The organism is Paracoccus sp. SM22M-07 (genome assembly GCF_001887735.1).
Taxonomy (GTDB): domain Bacteria; phylum Pseudomonadota; class Alphaproteobacteria; order Rhodobacterales; family Rhodobacteraceae; genus Paracoccus.
In genome coordinates, this window is record NZ_JPKW01000006.1 from 149,713 (window position 1) to 164,996 (window position 15,284).

Here is a 15,284-nt window from a genome sequence, read left to right on the forward strand (position 1 = left end):
GCGTCAGCTTTCGAAGATGGGCAGGTTCGTGGCCTCGACCGACCACTGATTGCCATGCCGGTGCAGGATGGTCAGCGACAGCGGTGCGACGGCAAAGGACAGCGCCCCGTTCCCCGCCACCATCGACAATGCCGCCCGAACGGTACCCGCATGGGCCACGATCAGCGTGTCACGGGTCAGGGCACGCAAGGCCGGCGTGATCCGGGCACAAAGATCGACAAAACTCTCGCCGCCCTCGGGCCGGTGATCGGCCAGCTGGTCTGTCGTCAGCGGCCCCAGATCGGGCAGCTCGGCATAGGGAAGACCCTCCCATGCGCCGAAATCCTGTTCCCAGAGGACCGGATCGGTTGCGTCTGGCGTCAGGCCCAGGGCGTCGGCGGTCTGGCGGCAGCGCAGTGCCGGGCTGCAGATGACGTGATCGGTCACCCCGATCCGGGACCTGACCCGCGCCAAGGCGTCCCGGTCGCTGCAATCGGCCGGGACGTCGCGGCGACCCGCCAGCCTGCCTTGGGTGACGGCCGGGGCGTGGCGCAGGATGGAAAGGCGCATGGGCGACCCCGCTTGGATTGTTCTGGCCGTTTACTGGCCCGCATGACGGCGCGGGGCAAGACCCCGATTGACGCAAGCGCGCGCCTTGGCGCAGGCTGTCTTGACGCAGGGCGGGGCGCTGCGGTAAAGGAAATGAACAAGCGTTCAATAACCGGGGAGGGGGGATCGCGATGTTCAACAAGGGCATGGAATTCGATCTGGGCGAGGATGTGAACGCGCTGCGCGAGATGGTGCATCGTTGGGCACAGGACCGCATCGTTCCCATCGCGGCGCAGGTCGATCGCGACAACGCCTTTCCGAACGAACTTTGGACCGAAATGGGCGATCTGGGCCTGTTGGGCGTCACCGTGTCCGAGGAATGGGGCGGTTCGGGCATGAGCTATCTGGCCCATGTCATCGCGGTCGAGGAGATCGCCCGCGCCAGTGCCAGCGTCAGCCTGTCCTATGGGGCGCATTCGAACCTTTGCGTGAACCAGATCAAGCTGAACGGCACCGACGAACAGCGCGCGAAATACCTGCCCAAGCTGTGCAGCGGCGAACATGTCGGCGCCCTGGCCATGTCCGAGGAGGGCGCGGGCAGCGATGTGGTCGGCATGAAGTTGCGGGCGGAAAAGAAGAACGACCGCTATGTGCTGAACGGCAATAAATACTGGATCACCAACGCGCCCGATGCCCACACGCTGGTTGTCTATGCCAAGACCGACCCGGATGCGGGCAGCAAGGGCATCACAGCCTTTATCGTCGAACGCGACATGGCCGGTTTCACCACCAGCCCGCATTTCGACAAGCTGGGGATGCGCGGGTCGAATACGGGCGAGTTGATCTTCGACAATGTCGAGATCCCGTTCGAGAACGTCCTGGGCGAGGAGGGCCGGGGCGTTCGGGTGCTGATGTCGGGACTGGACTACGAACGCGTGGTCCTGTCCGGCATCGGCACCGGTATCATGGCGGCCTGTTTGGACCAGGTCATGCCCTATGTGTCCGAACGCAAGCAGTTCGGCCAACCCATCGGGTCCTTCCAGCTGATGCAGGGCAAGATCGCCGACATGTATGTCGCGCTGAACACCGCCCGCGCCTATGTCTATGAGGTCGCGCGGGCCTGCGACACGGGCAAGGTCACCCGTCAGGACGCCGCAGGCGCGGTGCTTTATGCCAGCGAACAGGCGATGGTGCAGGCACATCAGGCCGTTCAGGCCATGGGCGGCGCGGGTTTTCTGAACGACAGCGTGGTCAGCCGCCTGTTCCGCGACGCCAAGCTGATGGAGATCGGTGCCGGCACCAGTGAAATCCGCCGCATGCTGATCGGCCGCGAACTGATGGGGCTGGTCTGATGCGCATGGTACTGGCGGCTCTGGTTGCGATGACGGGTCCGGCCATGGCGCAGGACAGTGCGATGCCCCTGGCCGATCCGGCGGTCGTGGATGCCTGTCTGGCGGGTGACGCCGATCCGATGTCCTGCATCGGCAGGGCAGCGCAGGCCTGCATGGAAGGCCCCGGAGGCAGCACGACGGTCGGCATGTCATCCTGCCTGTCGCAGGAACTGTCACACTGGGACGGCCTGCTGAACGACAGCTATGAAAGGCTGATGGCGCAATCCAAGGCCGCCGACGCCCAGATGGCCGATCTGGGTTCCGCCGCGCCCGAACAGGCGCCCCTGCTGCGCCAGATGCAGCGCGACTGGATCGCCTATCGCGACGCGGCCTGTTCCTATGAGGGCAGCCGTTGGGGCGGCGGCACCGGCGCGGGTCCGGCCGGCACGCAATGCATGCTGACCCAGACCGCGCGGCAATATCTGTGGCTGGACGCCTATCTGACCGAAGGGCGATAAGATGCGGATGCTGACGCATACCGACCATGACGCATTGCGCCGTGACTTCCGTTGGAACCTGCCCGCCCGCCTGAACATGGCCGATCAATGCCTGGCCCATGACGCCGCCGCCGTGGCCATCATCGACCATGACGGCAGCCCCCATCCCGTGACCTTCGGGCAACTGGACGAGATGACAAACCGCCTGGCACATGCACTGGACGTGCCGCGGGGCGAACGCGTGGGCGTCTTGCGGACGCAATCGTCCTGGACCGCCGCCGCGCATCTGGCGATTTGGAAATCGGCCGCCATCTCGGTCCCGCTGTTCAAGCTGTTCGGCCCCGAGGCGCTGGCCCTGCGCCTGAACGACGCCGGCATCCGCACGGTCATCGCGGATGCCGAAGGCCGCGCGATGCTGCGCGCCTTCCCCGATCTGCGGGTGATCGTGCCCGAGGATGGGCTGCCAGGTGCAGGGGCGTTTCCATCACGCCCAACCGGACCCGATGATCCGGCGGTCATCATCTATACCTCGGGGACGACGGGGGCGCCCAAGGGCGCGCTGCACGGCCACCGCGTGCTGACCGGCCATCTGCCCGGCGTCGAGATGAGCCACGATCTGCTGGGCCAGCCCGGCGACGTCATCTGGACGCCCGCCGATTGGGCCTGGATCGGCGGTCTGTTCGACGTGGCCATGCCCGCGCTGGCGCTTGGCGTGCCGGTCGTGGCGGCGCGGATGCCGAAATTCGATCCCGCCGCCGTCGCCCGACTGGTCGACGATTGTCAGATCCGCAACATCTTCTTTCCGCCGACCGCGCTGAAGATGCTGAAGGCCGCCGATATCCACCTGCCGGGATTGCGCAGCGTCGCCTCGGGCGGGGAAACGCTTGGGGCGCCGATGCTGGAATGGGGGCAGGGTGCTTTTGGCCTGCAGATCAACGAATTCTATGGCCAGACCGAATGCAACATGGTCGCGTCGGGGGCGGGTCGGATGTTCCAGGCCCAGCCAGGCGCGATCGGCAAGGCGGTCCCGGGATGCGATGTGGCGGTGATCGACGATCAGGGCCGTCCCTTGCCCGATGGGCAGGATGGCGACATTGCCATCCTGCGCGGGGCGGCCAGCATGATGCTGGGATACTGGAACCGCCCCGAGGCGACGGCGGATAAATTTCGCGGCGACTGGATGGTGACGGGCGACAAGGGTGTCATCCGTGACGGCCATATCCATTTCGTGGGCCGCGACGACGATGTGATCACATCGGCCGGATACCGCATCGGCCCCTCGGAAATCGAGGATTGCCTGCTGCGCCATCCCGCCGTGGCCCAGGTGGGCGTCATCGGCAAACCCGACGCCCTGCGCACCCAGATCGTCAAGGCCTATGTCGTCCTGCGCCCCGGCTTTGCCGCCGATGACGCCATGGCCGATCAGCTGCGCGACCATGCCCGCCGCCAATCCGCCGCCCATTCCTATCCGCGCGAGATCGCGTTTCTGGACAGCCTGCCGATGACCGTCACCGGCAAGGTCATGCGCCGCGAACTGCGCGCGCTGGCAGAAGCCGAATGACCGTCCGGCCCCAATCAGAGGTTCCCCAATGAAGCTGACCAGCCAGGCCTTGCCCTCCTCCGACCAGTTCCGTGCCAACCGGCAGGCGCATCTGGACCTGTTGGACACGGTGCGTCAGGCCGCCGACCAGGCCGCCGCGGGCGGGGGTTCGGCAGCCACCGAACGCCATGTCAGCCGCGGCAAGATGCCCCCGCGCGAAAGGGTGGCGAACCTGCTGGACCCCGGCAGCCCGTTCCTGGAGATCGGCGCGACGGCGGCCCATGGCATGTATGACGGCGCGGCCCCGGGTGCAGGCGTCATCGCGGGGATTGGCCGCGTGCACGGGCAGGACGTAATGGTCGTGGCGAATGATGCGACGGTCAAGGGCGGCACCTATTACCCGATGACCGTCAAGAAGCACCTGCGCGCCCAGGAGATCGCCGAGGAATGCGAACTGCCCTGCGTCTATCTGGTCGACAGCGGCGGCGCGAACCTGCCCAACCAGGACGAGGTCTTTCCCGACCGCGACCATTTCGGGCGCATCTTCTTCAACCAGGCCCGGATGAGCGCCAAGGGCATCCCGCAGATCGCCGTGGTGATGGGGTCCTGCACCGCGGGCGGCGCCTATGTGCCCGCGATGTCCGACGTGACCATCATCGTGCGCGGGCAGGGCACGATCTTTCTGGCAGGCCCACCGCTGGTCAAGGCCGCCACGGGCGAGGTCGTGACCTCCGAGGATCTGGGCGGCGGCGACGTGCATACGCGCCTGTCGGGCGTGGCCGATTACCTGGCCGAGGATGACGCCCATGCCCTGGCCCAGGCCCGCCGCGCCGTCGCCAACCTGAACCGCCGCCGCCCCGAGACGGTCCTGTGGCAATCGCCCGAAGCGCCCGCCTATGACCCCGATGAACTGTTCGGCGTCGTGCCTGCCGACCTGCGCACCCCCTATGACATCCGCGAAGTCATCGCCCGCATCGTCGACGGCAGCCGTTTTGACGAATTCAAGGCGCGGTTCGGCGAAACGCTGGTCACCGGTTTCGCCCATGTCGAGGGCTGCCCGGTCGGCATCGTCGCCAACAATGGCGTCCTGTTTTCCGAAGCTGCCCAGAAGGGCGCGCATTTCATCGAACTGTGCAGCGCGCGGGGCATCCCGCTGGTGTTTTTGCAGAACATCACCGGCTTCATGGTCGGTCGCAAATACGAAAACGAAGGCATCGCCCGACACGGCGCCAAGATGGTCACGGCCGTCGCCACGACGAACGTCCCCAAGATCACCATGCTGGTCGGCGGCAGCTTCGGCGCGGGAAATTACGGCATGTCGGGCCGCGCCTATTCGCCGCGCTTCCTGTGGACCTGGCCCAACAGCCGCATCAGCGTGATGGGCGGCGAACAGGCGGCCGGCGTTCTGGCCACCGTCCGCCGCGACGGCATCGAGCGCAAGGGCGGCACATGGTCCGCCGAAGAGGAGGCCGCCTTCAAGCGCCCCACGGTCGAGATGTTCGACCGCCAGTCCCACCCGCTCTATGCCTCGGCGCGGCTTTGGGATGACGGGATCATCGACCCGCGCAAATCGCGCGAGGTGCTGGCCCTGTCCCTGCGCGCCAGCCTGAATGCGCCGATCCAGCCGACGCGCTTCGGCATCTTCCGGATGTAGGCCCGTCGTGCCGTCATCCATCGCCAGATATTCCGCGGGGCCCGGGGGCGCACAGCCGCCGGTGCCATCCATCGACACGAAAGGTCGCCCATGTTCGACAAGATCCTGATCGCCAACCGCGGAGAGATCGCCTGCCGCGTGATCGACACCTGCCGCCGCATGGGCGTGACCACGGTCGCCGTCTTTTCCGATGCCGACCGCGCGGCGCGCCATGTGCAGATGGCCGATCAGGCGGCCCATCTGGGCGGACCTGCCCCCGCCGACAGCTATCTGCGCGGCGATGCCATCATCGCGGCGGCCATGGCGACAGGGGCGCAGGCGATCCATCCGGGATACGGCTTCCTGTCGGAAAACCCCGATTTCGTCGATCAGGTGCAGGCGGCAGGGCTGGTCTTCATCGGTCCCTCGGGGGATGCGATCCGGGCGATGGGGCTGAAGGATGCGGCCAAGGCGCTGATGGAAAAGGCGGGCGTGCCCGTGGTGCCCGGCTATCACGGCGCCGATCAGGATGCGGATCACCTGGCGCGGATGGCGGATGAGGTCGGCTATCCGGTGCTGATCAAGGCCGTGGCGGGCGGCGGTGGCAAGGGGATGCGCCGTGTCGACGACCCCGCCGATTTCGCCCAAGCGCTGGACTCCGCCCAATCCGAGGCGCGGACGGCTTTCGGCAACCCCGACGTGCTGATCGAGAAATACGTCCTGCAACCGCGCCATATCGAGGTTCAGGTCTTTGGCGACGGCAAGCGCGCCGTGCATCTGTTCGAACGCGACTGTTCGCTGCAACGTCGCCACCAGAAGGTGATCGAGGAAGCCCCGGCCCCCGGCATGACCGCCGAGATGCGCCGGGCGATGGGCGATGCAGCCGTCCGCGCCGCCGAGGCGATCGGCTATTCCGGGGCCGGGACCATCGAATTCATCGTCGATGGCAGCGACGGCCTGCGCCCCGACCGCTTCTGGTTCATGGAGATGAACACGCGCCTGCAGGTCGAACATCCCGTGACCGAGGCGATCACCGGCATCGACCTGGTCGAATGGCAGCTGCGCGTCGCCAGCGGCGAGGACCTGCCCGCCCGGCAGGATGACCTGACCATCAACGGCCATGCGTTCGAGGCCCGTCTTTACGCCGAAGATGTGCCCGCGGGTTTCCTGCCCGCCACGGGCCGCCTGGCGCATCTGGGCTTTCCCGCCTCGGCCCGGATCGAGACGGGGGTGCGCCAGGGGGACGTGATCTCGCCTTGGTACGACCCGATGATCGCCAAGGTCGTCACCTGGGGACAGACCCGCGCGGTGGCGCTGCGGTCGCTGGAATCGGCCCTGGACGATACCGATGTCGCCGGTTCGGTCACGAACCTGGATTTCCTGATTGCCCTGACCCGGCATGACGGGTTCCGCGCGGGACAGGTCGATACCGGTCTGATCGGGCGCGATCTGGACATGTTGACGGCCCCGAGCGATGCCGACGGACCATCCGTCGCACTGGCAGTGATCGGGTTGGCCGGGCTGGCCGATCCCCATACCCAAGGCGGCATGACGCTGTGGCAACCCTTGCGCCGGACCATCGCGTGGGATGGCGGCCATGCCGTGCTGGAGGTTCTGGGTCCGGGCCATGCCCGCGTTACACTGGAAGACAGCACCCATGACGTGCGCTGGCAGGGCGACCGGTGGTGGGTCGATGGCGATCTGTGCCGCCAGCGGATCGTCCACCATGATGCCGGAGTCAGCGTCTTTGGGCGCGACACGGTCCATCTGAAGCCCGTCGATCCGCTGGACCGGGCGGGGGCCGATGACGGGGGCGACGGGCTGACCCGGTCGCCGATGCCGGGATTGGTCAAGGCGATCCATGTCACGCAAGGCCAGCAGGTCCGTGCGGGCGACAGGCTCTGCGTGCTGGAGGCGATGAAGATGGAACACAGCCTGCTGGCCAGCCGCGACGGCACCGTGGCCGAGGTTCTGGCCGCCCAGGGCGATCAGGTCGAGGCGGGCGCCGCCCTGATCCGCCTGGATGAGGGTCCCGAATGACATCCCGCGTCGAAATCTTCGAGATGGGCCCGCGCGACGGGCTGCAGAACGAAAAGCGCATGATCGCCACCGCCGACAAGATCGCCCTGGTCGATCTGCTGTCGCAGGCCGGCTTTCGCCGGATCGAGGTGACGAGTTTCGTCAGCCCCAAATGGGTGCCGCAGATGGGCGATGCCACGCAGGTCATGGCAGGCATCGCGCGCAGGGCGGGGGTCAGCTATGCCGCGCTGACGCCGAACCTGAAGGGATATCAGGCGGCGCATCAGGCCCGTGCCTCGGAGGTTGCGATCTTTGCCAGCGCCTCGGAGGGGTTCAGCCGCGCCAATCTGAACGCATCCATCGCGGACAGCCTGGAACGGTTCCGGCCCGTGGCCGACGCGGCCCGGGCCGATGGCGTTCCGATGCGTGGGTATGTCAGCGTGGTGACCGACTGTCCCTTCGACGGCCCCACTGCGCCCTCGGACGTGGCCCGCGTCGTGGCGGCCCTGCGCGACATGGGTTGCTATGAGGTCAGCCTGGGCGACACGATCGGGCAAGGCCGCCCCGAGACCATCGACGCCATGTTGGGTGCGGTGCTAAATGAATTGCCGGCCGACCGGCTGGCGGGGCATTATCACGACACGGCAGGGCGGGCGCTGCAGAATGTCGATGCCAGCCTTGCGCGTGGCCTGCGGGTCTTTGATGCGGCGGTGGGTGGTCTGGGCGGCTGCCCCTATGCGCCCGGTGCGGCGGGCAATGTCGCGACCGAAGCGCTGGCCCGCCACCTTGCCGCGCAAGGCTTTGATCACGGGCTGGACATGGCGGTGATCGACCGCGCGGCCGCATTCGCACGCACCCTGCGGGAGGAAACCCATGCCTGAGACGATCCGGATCGAAACCGATGCCCGCGGCGTCGCCACCATCACCTTGGCGCGCCCTGACAAGCACAATGCCCTGTCGCGCCAGATGATGGATGACATCACGGAAGCCTGTTCCAGCCTTGGCGCCGATGCCGCCGTGCGCGTCGTCGTCCTGGCGGCAGAGGGCGCCAGCTTTTGCGCGGGCGGCGATCTGGCCTGGATGAAGGCGCAGATGACCGCGGATGCCCAGACGCGCCGCGAAGGCGCCCGGGTTCTGGCCGGGATGCTGCAATCACTGAACCTGTTGCCCAAGCCGCTGATCGCGCGGGTTCATGGCAATGCCTTCGGCGGCGGTGTCGGCATGATGTCGGTGGCCGACGTGGCGATCGTCGCCGACAGCGCGCGGTTCGGCCTGACCGAGGTGAAGCTGGGGCTGATCCCCGCCACCATCGGCCCCTATGTCATCGCCCGCATGGGCGAGGACAGGGCGCGGCGGGTCTTCTTTTCGGCGCGTCTGTTCGGCGCAGCCGAGGCGGTGGATCTGAACCTTGCCGCCCGCAGCGTTCCAGCCGATGCCCTGGATGCCGCGATCGAGTCCGAGATCGCCCCCTATCTGCAGGCGGCCCCCGGCGCTGTCGCGGCCGCCAAGGCGCAATGCCGCGCCCTGGGCATGCGGATCGACGATGCGGTGATCGAGGACAGCATCGACCGGCTGGTCGCCATCTGGGAGGGAACCGAGGCCCCCGAAGGCATCGCCGCCTTCTTTGACAAGCGCAAGCCGTCCTGGATCAGCTGAGCGCCACGAAAAACCCCCGCCGCGGGTTGCGCGACGGGGGTTCCTGTTTCAGCACTCAGCGCTGATCACATGCCGGCATAGAGGGGGAAGCGGGCGCAGAGCTCGGCCACTTCGGCACGGACCTTGGCTTCGACCTCGGTGTTGCCCTCTTCGCCATGGGCGGCCAGTCCGTCGACGACCTCGACGATCCAGCGAGAGATCTGGCGGAACTCGGCCTCGGCAAAGCCGCGCGTGGTGCCTGCAGGCGCACCCAGACGGATGCCCGAGGTGACGAACGGCTTTTCGGGGTCGAAGGGCACGCCGTTCTTGTTGCAGGTGATGTGCGCGCGGCCCAGGGCAGCCTCGGTCGCCTTGCCGGTCACGCCCTTGGGACGCAGGTCGGCCAGGCACAGGTGGTTGTCGGTGCCGCCCGACACGATGTCGATGCCGCCCTTCATCAGCTCATCCGCCATGGCCTGGGCGTTCTTGACGACCTGAGCCGCATAGGTCTTGAACTCGGGGCGCAGGGCCTCGCCGAAGGCCACGGCCTTGGCGGCGATCACATGCATCAGCGGTCCGCCCTGCAGGCCGGGGAAGACGGCGCTGTTGACCTTCTTGGCGATGTCGGCATCGTTCGTCAGGATCAGGCCGCCGCGCGGGCCGCGCAGGGATTTATGCGTGGTCGAGGTGACGACATGCGCATGACCGATGGGCGAGGGGTGCTGACCACCCGCGACCAGACCTGCGATATGGGCCATGTCCACCATCAGATAGGCGCCGACCTCATCCGCGATCTTGCGGAAGGCTGCCCAGTCCCAGGTGCGGCTATAGGCGGTGCCGCCGGCGATGATCAGCTTGGGCTTGTGTTGGCGGGCGCTTTCGGCGATCACGTCCATGTCCAGCATCTGGTCCTGCTGGCGCACGCCATAGCTGACCACGTTGAACCACTTGCCCGACATGTTCACAGGCGAACCATGGGTCAGGTGACCGCCCGAATTCAGGTCCAGCCCCATGAAGGTATCGCCCGGCTGCAGCAGCGCCAGGAAGACGGCCTGGTTCATCTGGCTGCCGGAATTGGGCTGGACGTTCGCGTATTCGCAGCCGAACAGGGCCTTCGCGCGTTCGATCGCCAGGTTTTCCGCGATATCCACATATTGGCAGCCGCCATAGTAACGCTTGCCCGGATAGCCTTCGGCGTATTTGTTGGTCAGGACCGATCCCTGCGCCTCCATCACGGCGCGGCTGACGATGTTTTCCGAGGCGATCAGCTCGATCTCGTCGCGCTGACGACCCAGTTCCTGGGTGATGGCCTTGGCGATGTCGGGGTCACGGCTGGCCAGGGTTTCGGTGAAAAAGCCGTTGTCGCGGGTGGGGGCGTTCATCGGTCTCGCGTCCTTTTATGGCTGGGGCGGCAGAGGATGCAGGCCTTCTAACGTAACATCCTGATTGCGGAAAGTGACAAAACGACCCGCCGCGTGACCCTTGCGACCCAAGGGGCCGTCCGGGCGGGCTTGTCATCCGCGCGGTGGCGGTCAATGCTGCGCGCCTATCACGGGGACGCCATCATGGGGGAAACGACCGGCTTATGACGGCACGCATTCACTTTACCGCCAGCCAGGCCGGAGCGGCACGACAGGCCCATGCCGAACTGACTGCGCGATATGGCGATACCCCCTTGGATCAGGCCCAGGTCGTGGTGGCCCTGGGCGGTGACGGGTTCATGCTGCAGACGCTGCACGCGATGCAGGGGCGCGACATGCCGGTCTATGGCATGAACCGCGGGACGGTGGGTTTCCTGATGAACAGCTATGCCGCCCAGGATCTGCCCGAACGCCTGGCCGCCGCCGAGGAGGCGGTGATCAACCCGCTGCGGATGCGCGCCACCTGCGCCAACGGCACCTGCCACGAGGCCCTGGCCATCAACGAGGTCAGCCTGCTGCGCGAGGGCCCGCAGGCCGCCAAGCTGCGCATCCATGTCGATGGCCGCATGCGAATGGAGGAGCTGGTCTGCGACGGCGCGCTGGTCAGCACACCCGCCGGATCGACCGCCTATAATTATTCGGCGCACGGCCCCATCCTGCCCATCGGCTCCGAGGTTCTGGCCCTGACCGCCATCGCCCCCTTCCGCCCCCGTCGCTGGCGCGGCGCCCTGCTGCCCAAGGCCGCCGAAGTGGTGATCGAGGTGATGAACCCCGAACGCCGCCCCGTCATGGCCGATGCCGACAGCCGGTCCTTCCGCCATGTCACCCAGGTCCAGATCCGCAGCGCCTCGGACATCCGCCATCGGCTGATGTTCGACAGCGGTCACGGGCTGGACGAACGCCTGTTGCGCGAACAGTTCGTCTGAGCGGTCAGCCGGCGCAGATCTGCTGCAGGGCCAGCCATTGTTCATCGGTCAGCAAGGGGCGGCCACCATCAGTGTCGCGCATCGGGTCTCGTTCGATCAGCGAAAGGACCGATGCGCCGGTCGGGTCCAGGGACCGCGCATAGGGCTCGGTCGACAGGTCATGGTCCGCAAAGGCCGCGGGCAGGGCGTCCGCGTCGGGCCGCTGCAGCGGTTGATCCAGCAGCTGTTCCCCATATCCCGCCAGCGCGTTGCGCGGCAGCGTCCCCAAGGTCATCAGCCGCAGCGACGCGAAGGCCCCCGCATATTCCAAGGCCTGCTGTGTGACCTGCTGTTCATCCTGCGCGATCTCGGCCGCGATCAGGTGCCCCGCCGCTGCCTCGGGGCCGGTGGTCGATGCCAGCAGGTCGTTGCCCAGCAGATACATCTGTCCCGGCAGGCGCAGCGCGCCATTCAGCGGCCCCGGCACCACCTGGACCAGCGCATCTCGGTTCAGAAGGCGCGGTGTGATCCAGTTCAGCACCTGCTGGCCGGAATTGCGGTGGCAGATCGGGCCGGTGCCCTGCTCCAGATCGGCCAGAACGGCCTTGCCGATGGTGCGCAGCTGGGCGGGCGGGGCGATGCGGACGGCATGGCGGATCAGCGCATCGGGCAGCCACATGATGAAGGCGCCCACCAGCCCCAGCATCACCAAACCGGTCAGCACGCCACGCAGCCGCCCCGGCTTGACGCGGTGGCGGGCGATGGCCGTCTGAACACGCTCGATCCCGTCGACCATCAGCGGGTCGTCGATCTCGACGGTTTCATCGGGGGGGCCGGATGTGGGGGTATATCGGGCAGGCAGCTTGCCGGGGTTCAGGCGCACGACCGCGGGCAGGGACCAATGCGACAGGGGCCGGTCGGTCTTGGGATCCATCAGCGTCAGCGTCGCCTCGCCGATGGATACGATGACCTCACGCGCGGTGGCGGTCGGGGATTCCTTCCAGGTTCCCTGCGCCTCGAGACGTCGAAATTCGGTCAACGCTGTCATGGCTGGGGGACGCTTTCAGAGACGAGATCAGGGTTTGGCCGACCATAAAGCAGCGCCGCATCGCGTCAATGCGGCGCCGATCCTTTATTCGACCTCTTCGCTGATCCGCATGCCTTTTTCGCGCGCCAGAACACGCATCCGGTCCTGCAGCTTTTCAAAGGCACGCACCTCGATCTGGCGAATGCGTTCGCGCGACACGTCGTAACGGCTGGAGAGATCCTCCAGTGTCATCGGATCGTCACGCAGCCGGCGTTCCATCAGGATGTCGCGTTCACGGTCGTTCAGCACGTCCATGGCGGACATCAGCATCTGCCGGCGGGTGTCCAGCTCTTCGGTCTCGGCATAGGCTTCGGCCTGGTTGGCATCGGTATCCTCCAGCCAGTCCTGCCACTGGGCCAAGGATTCGCCGTCGCCCGAACCGACCTGCGCGTTCAACGATGCATCGCTGCCCGACAGGCGGCGGTTCATGTCGATGACCTCTTTTTCGGTCACGTTCAGCTCGGTCGCAATCTGGGCGACGTTTTCGGGGCGCAGATCGCCTTCCTCAAGCGCGCCGATCTTGGACTTGGCCTTACGCAGGTTGAAGAACAGCTTCTTCTGCGCGCTGGTGGTGCCCATCTTGACCAACGACCAGGACCGCAGGATGTATTCCTGGATCGAGGCGCGGATCCACCACATCGCGTAGGTCGCCAGACGGAAGCCGCGTTCGGGATCAAAGCGCTTGACTGCCTGCATCAAACCGACATTGGCCTCGCTGATGACTTCTGCCTGGGGCAGGCCATAGCCGCGGTAACCCATGGCGATCTTGGCCGCCAGACGCAGGTGGCTGGTCACCATCCGGTGCGCGGCCTCGCTGTCCTCATGGTCGGCCCATGCCTTGGCCAGCATGTATTCCTCTTCCGGTTCCAGAAGCGGAAACTTGCGGATCTCTTGCAGATAGCGGTTCAAACCCTGTTCGGGACTGGGGGCCGGAAGATTGCCGTATGTCGCCATGATGTTTGCCTTTCGCAGAGACCGACGAACGCGACCCTGCGCCTGCGGGTTCCGGACAGAATGCCGCAGGCAGGCCACCGATCGTCCGATCAGGGGGCCAGTCTGCGCCCTGAATCGGACCTTGCAAACTGTGTATCGGTCACATTGACGTCAAGAGGCGGTGGCGCGCAAAGCGTCCAGAACCTGCTGCATGTCATCGGGCAGGGGGCTGTCGAAGGACATGGCCTGGCCCGTGACCGGGTGATCGAACCCCAGATGCGCCGCATGCAGCGCCTGGCGCGAAAAGGCCTGGACCAGGTCGGCCGCCGCGCCAAGCGCCTTGGCTGATGCCTTGCGGGCCCCGCCATAGGTCGGGTCGCCGATCAGCCCCAGTCCCGCATGGGTCATGTGCACACGGATCTGATGGGTGCGCCCGGTTTCCAGCCGGCATTCCACCAGCATGGCCGAAGGCGGAGTGCCGAACCGTTCCAACAGCTTGGCGCGCGTGACCGCATGGCGGCCCTTGTCGAAATAGACGGCCTGCCGCTGGCGATCGGTCGGGTGGCGCGACAGGCGCGAGGTGATCTTCATCACCAACCCATCCTCGAAGCTGATGCCGGGGGTGCCGCGCAGCCGTGGATCGGCGGGATCGATGACGCCATGCGCCAGCGCCAGATAGCGGCGTTGGGCGGTGTGGGCCTCGAACTGGGCGGCAAGACCGTGATGGGCGCGGTCCGATTTCGCCACAACCAACAGGCCCGACGTGTCCTTGTCGATCCGGTGCACGATGCCCGGCCGCTTTTCCCCGCCGATGCCCGACAGCGTGTCGCCGCAATGCGCCAGCAGCGCGTTGACCAGCGTTCCGGTGGGCGATCCGGGCGCGGGATGGACGACCATGCCTGCCGCCTTGTCGATCACGATCAGGTCATCATCTTCATGGACGATGGTCAGGGGAATCGCCTCGGGCAGGGTTTCGACGGTTTCGGGGGCCGACAGGGTGATGCGGTATTCCTGGCCTTCGGACACCTTGGCCTTGCCGTCACGGACCACGCCGTCCGGTCCATGGACATCGCCATCCGCGATCATGCGCGATAGACGCGACCGGGAAAGCGCCGCATCCTCTGGCACGGCAAGGGCAAGCGCCTTATCAAGCCGTTCTGGCGGATTGGCCGGGATGATCACAACAAGGTTCGACATGGCGGAAGATGATACCGATTGGAAGGCAGCGGCGAAAGCGGTTCCGGAACTGAGGTTCCTGAAGACGCTCGTCACCGGGCTGACGCTGGTGATGGGGTTCGGGATGGTGGCGGTGGTCGCGCTGCTGTGGCTGCGCCTGAGTCAGCCGGTGCTGCCCGAATTGCCCGGCAATATCAAGCTGCCGGACAATGTTCAGGTGCAGGCCGTGACCTTCGCGACCGACTGGATCGTGGTCGTCACCGGGGACGCGCAGGTGCTGCTCTATGACCGCAACGGCACGCTGAAGCAGACCGTCGCGGTTCAGTCGCCCTGACGGCCGGTTTCCATCGCGTCCAGGCGCGCCTTCAGTTCGGCGTTTTCGGTGCGGGCCTTGATGGCCATCTCGCGGACGGCCTCGAATTCCTCGCGGGTAACGAAATCGCGGTCGGCCAGCCAGCGGTCGACCCAGCCCTTCATGGCGTTCTCGGCCTCGGTGCGGGCGCCCTGGGCCACGCCCATCGCATTGGTCATCATTTTCGAGATGTCGTCGAAGAAGCGGTTATCGGTGCTCATGTCTGC

Annotated in this window: 15 protein-coding genes; 9 read left to right on the forward strand and 6 right to left on the reverse strand. The window is 66.5% G+C overall.

Features of this window, described 5'->3' with window-relative positions; genetic code table 11:
- Positions 1 to 3 precede the first annotated feature (3 nt).
- On the reverse strand, positions 4 to 549 hold the full coding sequence (locus tag IE00_RS11255) for a histidine phosphatase family protein (RefSeq protein WP_072297203.1): 546 nt from the start codon (positions 547 to 549) through the stop codon (positions 4 to 6).
- A gap of 170 nt (positions 550 to 719) precedes the next feature.
- On the opposite strand from IE00_RS11255, the gene IE00_RS11260 reads away from it, so the two are divergent.
- From IE00_RS11260 to IE00_RS11290, 7 genes are all read left to right on the forward strand, one after another.
- Complete coding sequence (locus IE00_RS11260; RefSeq protein WP_072297204.1) at positions 720 to 1,880, forward strand: isovaleryl-CoA dehydrogenase; 1,161 nt, start codon at positions 720 to 722, stop codon at positions 1,878 to 1,880.
- Positions 1,880 to 2,377 carry a lysozyme inhibitor LprI family protein gene (locus tag IE00_RS11265; RefSeq protein ID WP_072297205.1) on the forward strand — a complete coding sequence of 166 codons (498 nt, stop codon included), beginning with the start codon at positions 1,880 to 1,882 and terminating at the stop codon, positions 2,375 to 2,377. The genes IE00_RS11260 and IE00_RS11265 overlap by 1 nt, the downstream gene beginning before the upstream one ends.
- Positions 2,378 to 2,384: 7 nt before the next feature.
- The gene (locus tag IE00_RS11270) at positions 2,385 to 3,917 is read left to right on the forward strand and encodes an AMP-binding protein (RefSeq protein ID WP_072297261.1); all 1,533 of its coding nucleotides are present in this window, start codon (positions 2,385 to 2,387) and stop codon (positions 3,915 to 3,917) included.
- Between the two features lie 28 nt (positions 3,918 to 3,945).
- Positions 3,946 to 5,550, forward strand: coding sequence for a carboxyl transferase domain-containing protein (locus IE00_RS11275; protein ID WP_072297206.1), 1,605 nt, complete (start codon positions 3,946 to 3,948; stop codon positions 5,548 to 5,550).
- Positions 5,551 to 5,640: 90 nt separating this feature from the next.
- Positions 5,641 to 7,569: an acetyl/propionyl/methylcrotonyl-CoA carboxylase subunit alpha gene (locus IE00_RS11280; protein ID WP_072297207.1), complete on the forward strand. Its 1,929-nt coding sequence runs from the start codon at positions 5,641 to 5,643 to the stop codon at positions 7,567 to 7,569.
- Positions 7,566 to 8,429, forward strand: a complete 864-nt coding sequence (locus IE00_RS11285) for a hydroxymethylglutaryl-CoA lyase (RefSeq protein ID WP_072297208.1) — start codon at positions 7,566 to 7,568, stop codon at positions 8,427 to 8,429. The genes IE00_RS11280 and IE00_RS11285 overlap by 4 nt, the downstream gene beginning before the upstream one ends.
- Positions 8,422 to 9,204 carry a crotonase/enoyl-CoA hydratase family protein gene (locus tag IE00_RS11290; protein ID WP_072297209.1) on the forward strand — a complete coding sequence of 261 codons (783 nt, stop codon included), beginning with the start codon at positions 8,422 to 8,424 and terminating at the stop codon, positions 9,202 to 9,204. The genes IE00_RS11285 and IE00_RS11290 overlap by 8 nt, the downstream gene beginning before the upstream one ends.
- A gap of 65 nt (positions 9,205 to 9,269) precedes the next feature.
- Here IE00_RS11290 and glyA read toward each other — a convergent pair whose 3' ends face one another.
- Positions 9,270 to 10,565 (reverse strand): serine hydroxymethyltransferase, encoded by a 1,296-nt coding sequence (gene glyA / locus IE00_RS11295; RefSeq protein WP_072297210.1) that lies wholly within the window; start codon positions 10,563 to 10,565, stop codon positions 9,270 to 9,272.
- A 203-nt stretch (positions 10,566 to 10,768) separates the two neighbouring features.
- On the opposite strand from glyA, the gene IE00_RS11300 reads away from it, so the two are divergent.
- Positions 10,769 to 11,530 carry an NAD kinase gene (locus IE00_RS11300; protein WP_072297211.1) on the forward strand — a complete coding sequence of 254 codons (762 nt, stop codon included), beginning with the start codon at positions 10,769 to 10,771 and terminating at the stop codon, positions 11,528 to 11,530.
- Positions 11,531 to 11,534: 4 nt separating this feature from the next.
- Here the strand turns inward: IE00_RS11300 and IE00_RS11305 are convergent, their stop codons facing one another.
- The 3 genes from IE00_RS11305 to IE00_RS11315 all read right to left on the reverse strand — a co-directional run bounded on the left by IE00_RS11305 (position 11,535) and on the right by IE00_RS11315 (position 14,726).
- Complete coding sequence (locus IE00_RS11305; protein ID WP_072297212.1) at positions 11,535 to 12,557, reverse strand: hypothetical protein; 1,023 nt, start codon at positions 12,555 to 12,557, stop codon at positions 11,535 to 11,537.
- An 84-nt stretch (positions 12,558 to 12,641) separates the two neighbouring features.
- Positions 12,642 to 13,550 (reverse strand): RNA polymerase sigma factor RpoH, encoded by a 909-nt coding sequence (gene rpoH / locus IE00_RS11310; protein ID WP_072297213.1) that lies wholly within the window; start codon positions 13,548 to 13,550, stop codon positions 12,642 to 12,644.
- Positions 13,551 to 13,700: 150 nt separating this feature from the next.
- Positions 13,701 to 14,726: an RluA family pseudouridine synthase gene (locus tag IE00_RS11315; RefSeq protein WP_072297214.1), complete on the reverse strand. Its 1,026-nt coding sequence runs from the start codon at positions 14,724 to 14,726 to the stop codon at positions 13,701 to 13,703.
- Between IE00_RS11315 and IE00_RS11320 the strand changes: the two genes are divergently transcribed.
- Positions 14,725 to 15,039: a DUF6476 family protein gene (locus tag IE00_RS11320; RefSeq protein WP_072297215.1), complete on the forward strand. Its 315-nt coding sequence runs from the start codon at positions 14,725 to 14,727 to the stop codon at positions 15,037 to 15,039. The two genes, IE00_RS11315 and IE00_RS11320, sit on opposite strands and share 2 nt — an antisense overlap.
- Here IE00_RS11320 and IE00_RS11325 read toward each other — a convergent pair.
- On the reverse strand, positions 15,027 to 15,278 hold the full coding sequence (locus tag IE00_RS11325; protein WP_072297216.1) for an accessory factor UbiK family protein: 252 nt from the start codon (positions 15,276 to 15,278) through the stop codon (positions 15,027 to 15,029). The genes IE00_RS11320 and IE00_RS11325 overlap by 13 nt on opposite strands.
- Positions 15,279 to 15,284 lie beyond the last annotated feature (6 nt).

What these genes read in the sequence shown, in the direction of transcription:
- IE00_RS11255 (WP_072297203.1), bottom strand. Translation starts at nt 549, where the DNA reads ATGCGCCTTTCCATCCTGCGCCACGCCCCGGCCGTCACCCAAGGCAGG.
- IE00_RS11260 (WP_072297204.1), top strand. Translation starts at nt 720, where the DNA reads ATGTTCAACAAGGGCATGGAATTCGATCTGGGCGAGGATGTGAACGCG.
- IE00_RS11265 (WP_072297205.1), top strand. Translation starts at nt 1,880, where the DNA reads ATGCGCATGGTACTGGCGGCTCTGGTTGCGATGACGGGTCCGGCCATG.
- IE00_RS11270 (WP_072297261.1), top strand. Translation starts at nt 2,385, where the DNA reads ATGCTGACGCATACCGACCATGACGCATTGCGCCGTGACTTCCGTTGG.
- IE00_RS11275 (WP_072297206.1), top strand. Translation starts at nt 3,946, where the DNA reads ATGAAGCTGACCAGCCAGGCCTTGCCCTCCTCCGACCAGTTCCGTGCC.
- IE00_RS11280 (WP_072297207.1), top strand. Translation starts at nt 5,641, where the DNA reads ATGTTCGACAAGATCCTGATCGCCAACCGCGGAGAGATCGCCTGCCGC.
- IE00_RS11285 (WP_072297208.1), top strand. Translation starts at nt 7,566, where the DNA reads ATGACATCCCGCGTCGAAATCTTCGAGATGGGCCCGCGCGACGGGCTG.
- IE00_RS11290 (WP_072297209.1), top strand. Translation starts at nt 8,422, where the DNA reads ATGCCTGAGACGATCCGGATCGAAACCGATGCCCGCGGCGTCGCCACC.
- glyA (WP_072297210.1), bottom strand. Translation starts at nt 10,565, where the DNA reads ATGAACGCCCCCACCCGCGACAACGGCTTTTTCACCGAAACCCTGGCC.
- IE00_RS11300 (WP_072297211.1), top strand. Translation starts at nt 10,769, where the DNA reads ATGACGGCACGCATTCACTTTACCGCCAGCCAGGCCGGAGCGGCACGA.
- IE00_RS11305 (WP_072297212.1), bottom strand. Translation starts at nt 12,557, where the DNA reads ATGACAGCGTTGACCGAATTTCGACGTCTCGAGGCGCAGGGAACCTGG.
- rpoH (WP_072297213.1), bottom strand. Translation starts at nt 13,550, where the DNA reads ATGGCGACATACGGCAATCTTCCGGCCCCCAGTCCCGAACAGGGTTTG.
- IE00_RS11320 (WP_072297215.1), top strand. Translation starts at nt 14,725, where the DNA reads ATGGCGGAAGATGATACCGATTGGAAGGCAGCGGCGAAAGCGGTTCCG.
- IE00_RS11315 (WP_072297214.1), bottom strand. Translation starts at nt 14,726, where the DNA reads ATGTCGAACCTTGTTGTGATCATCCCGGCCAATCCGCCAGAACGGCTT.
- IE00_RS11325 (WP_072297216.1), bottom strand. Translation starts at nt 15,278, where the DNA reads ATGAGCACCGATAACCGCTTCTTCGACGACATCTCGAAAATGATGACC.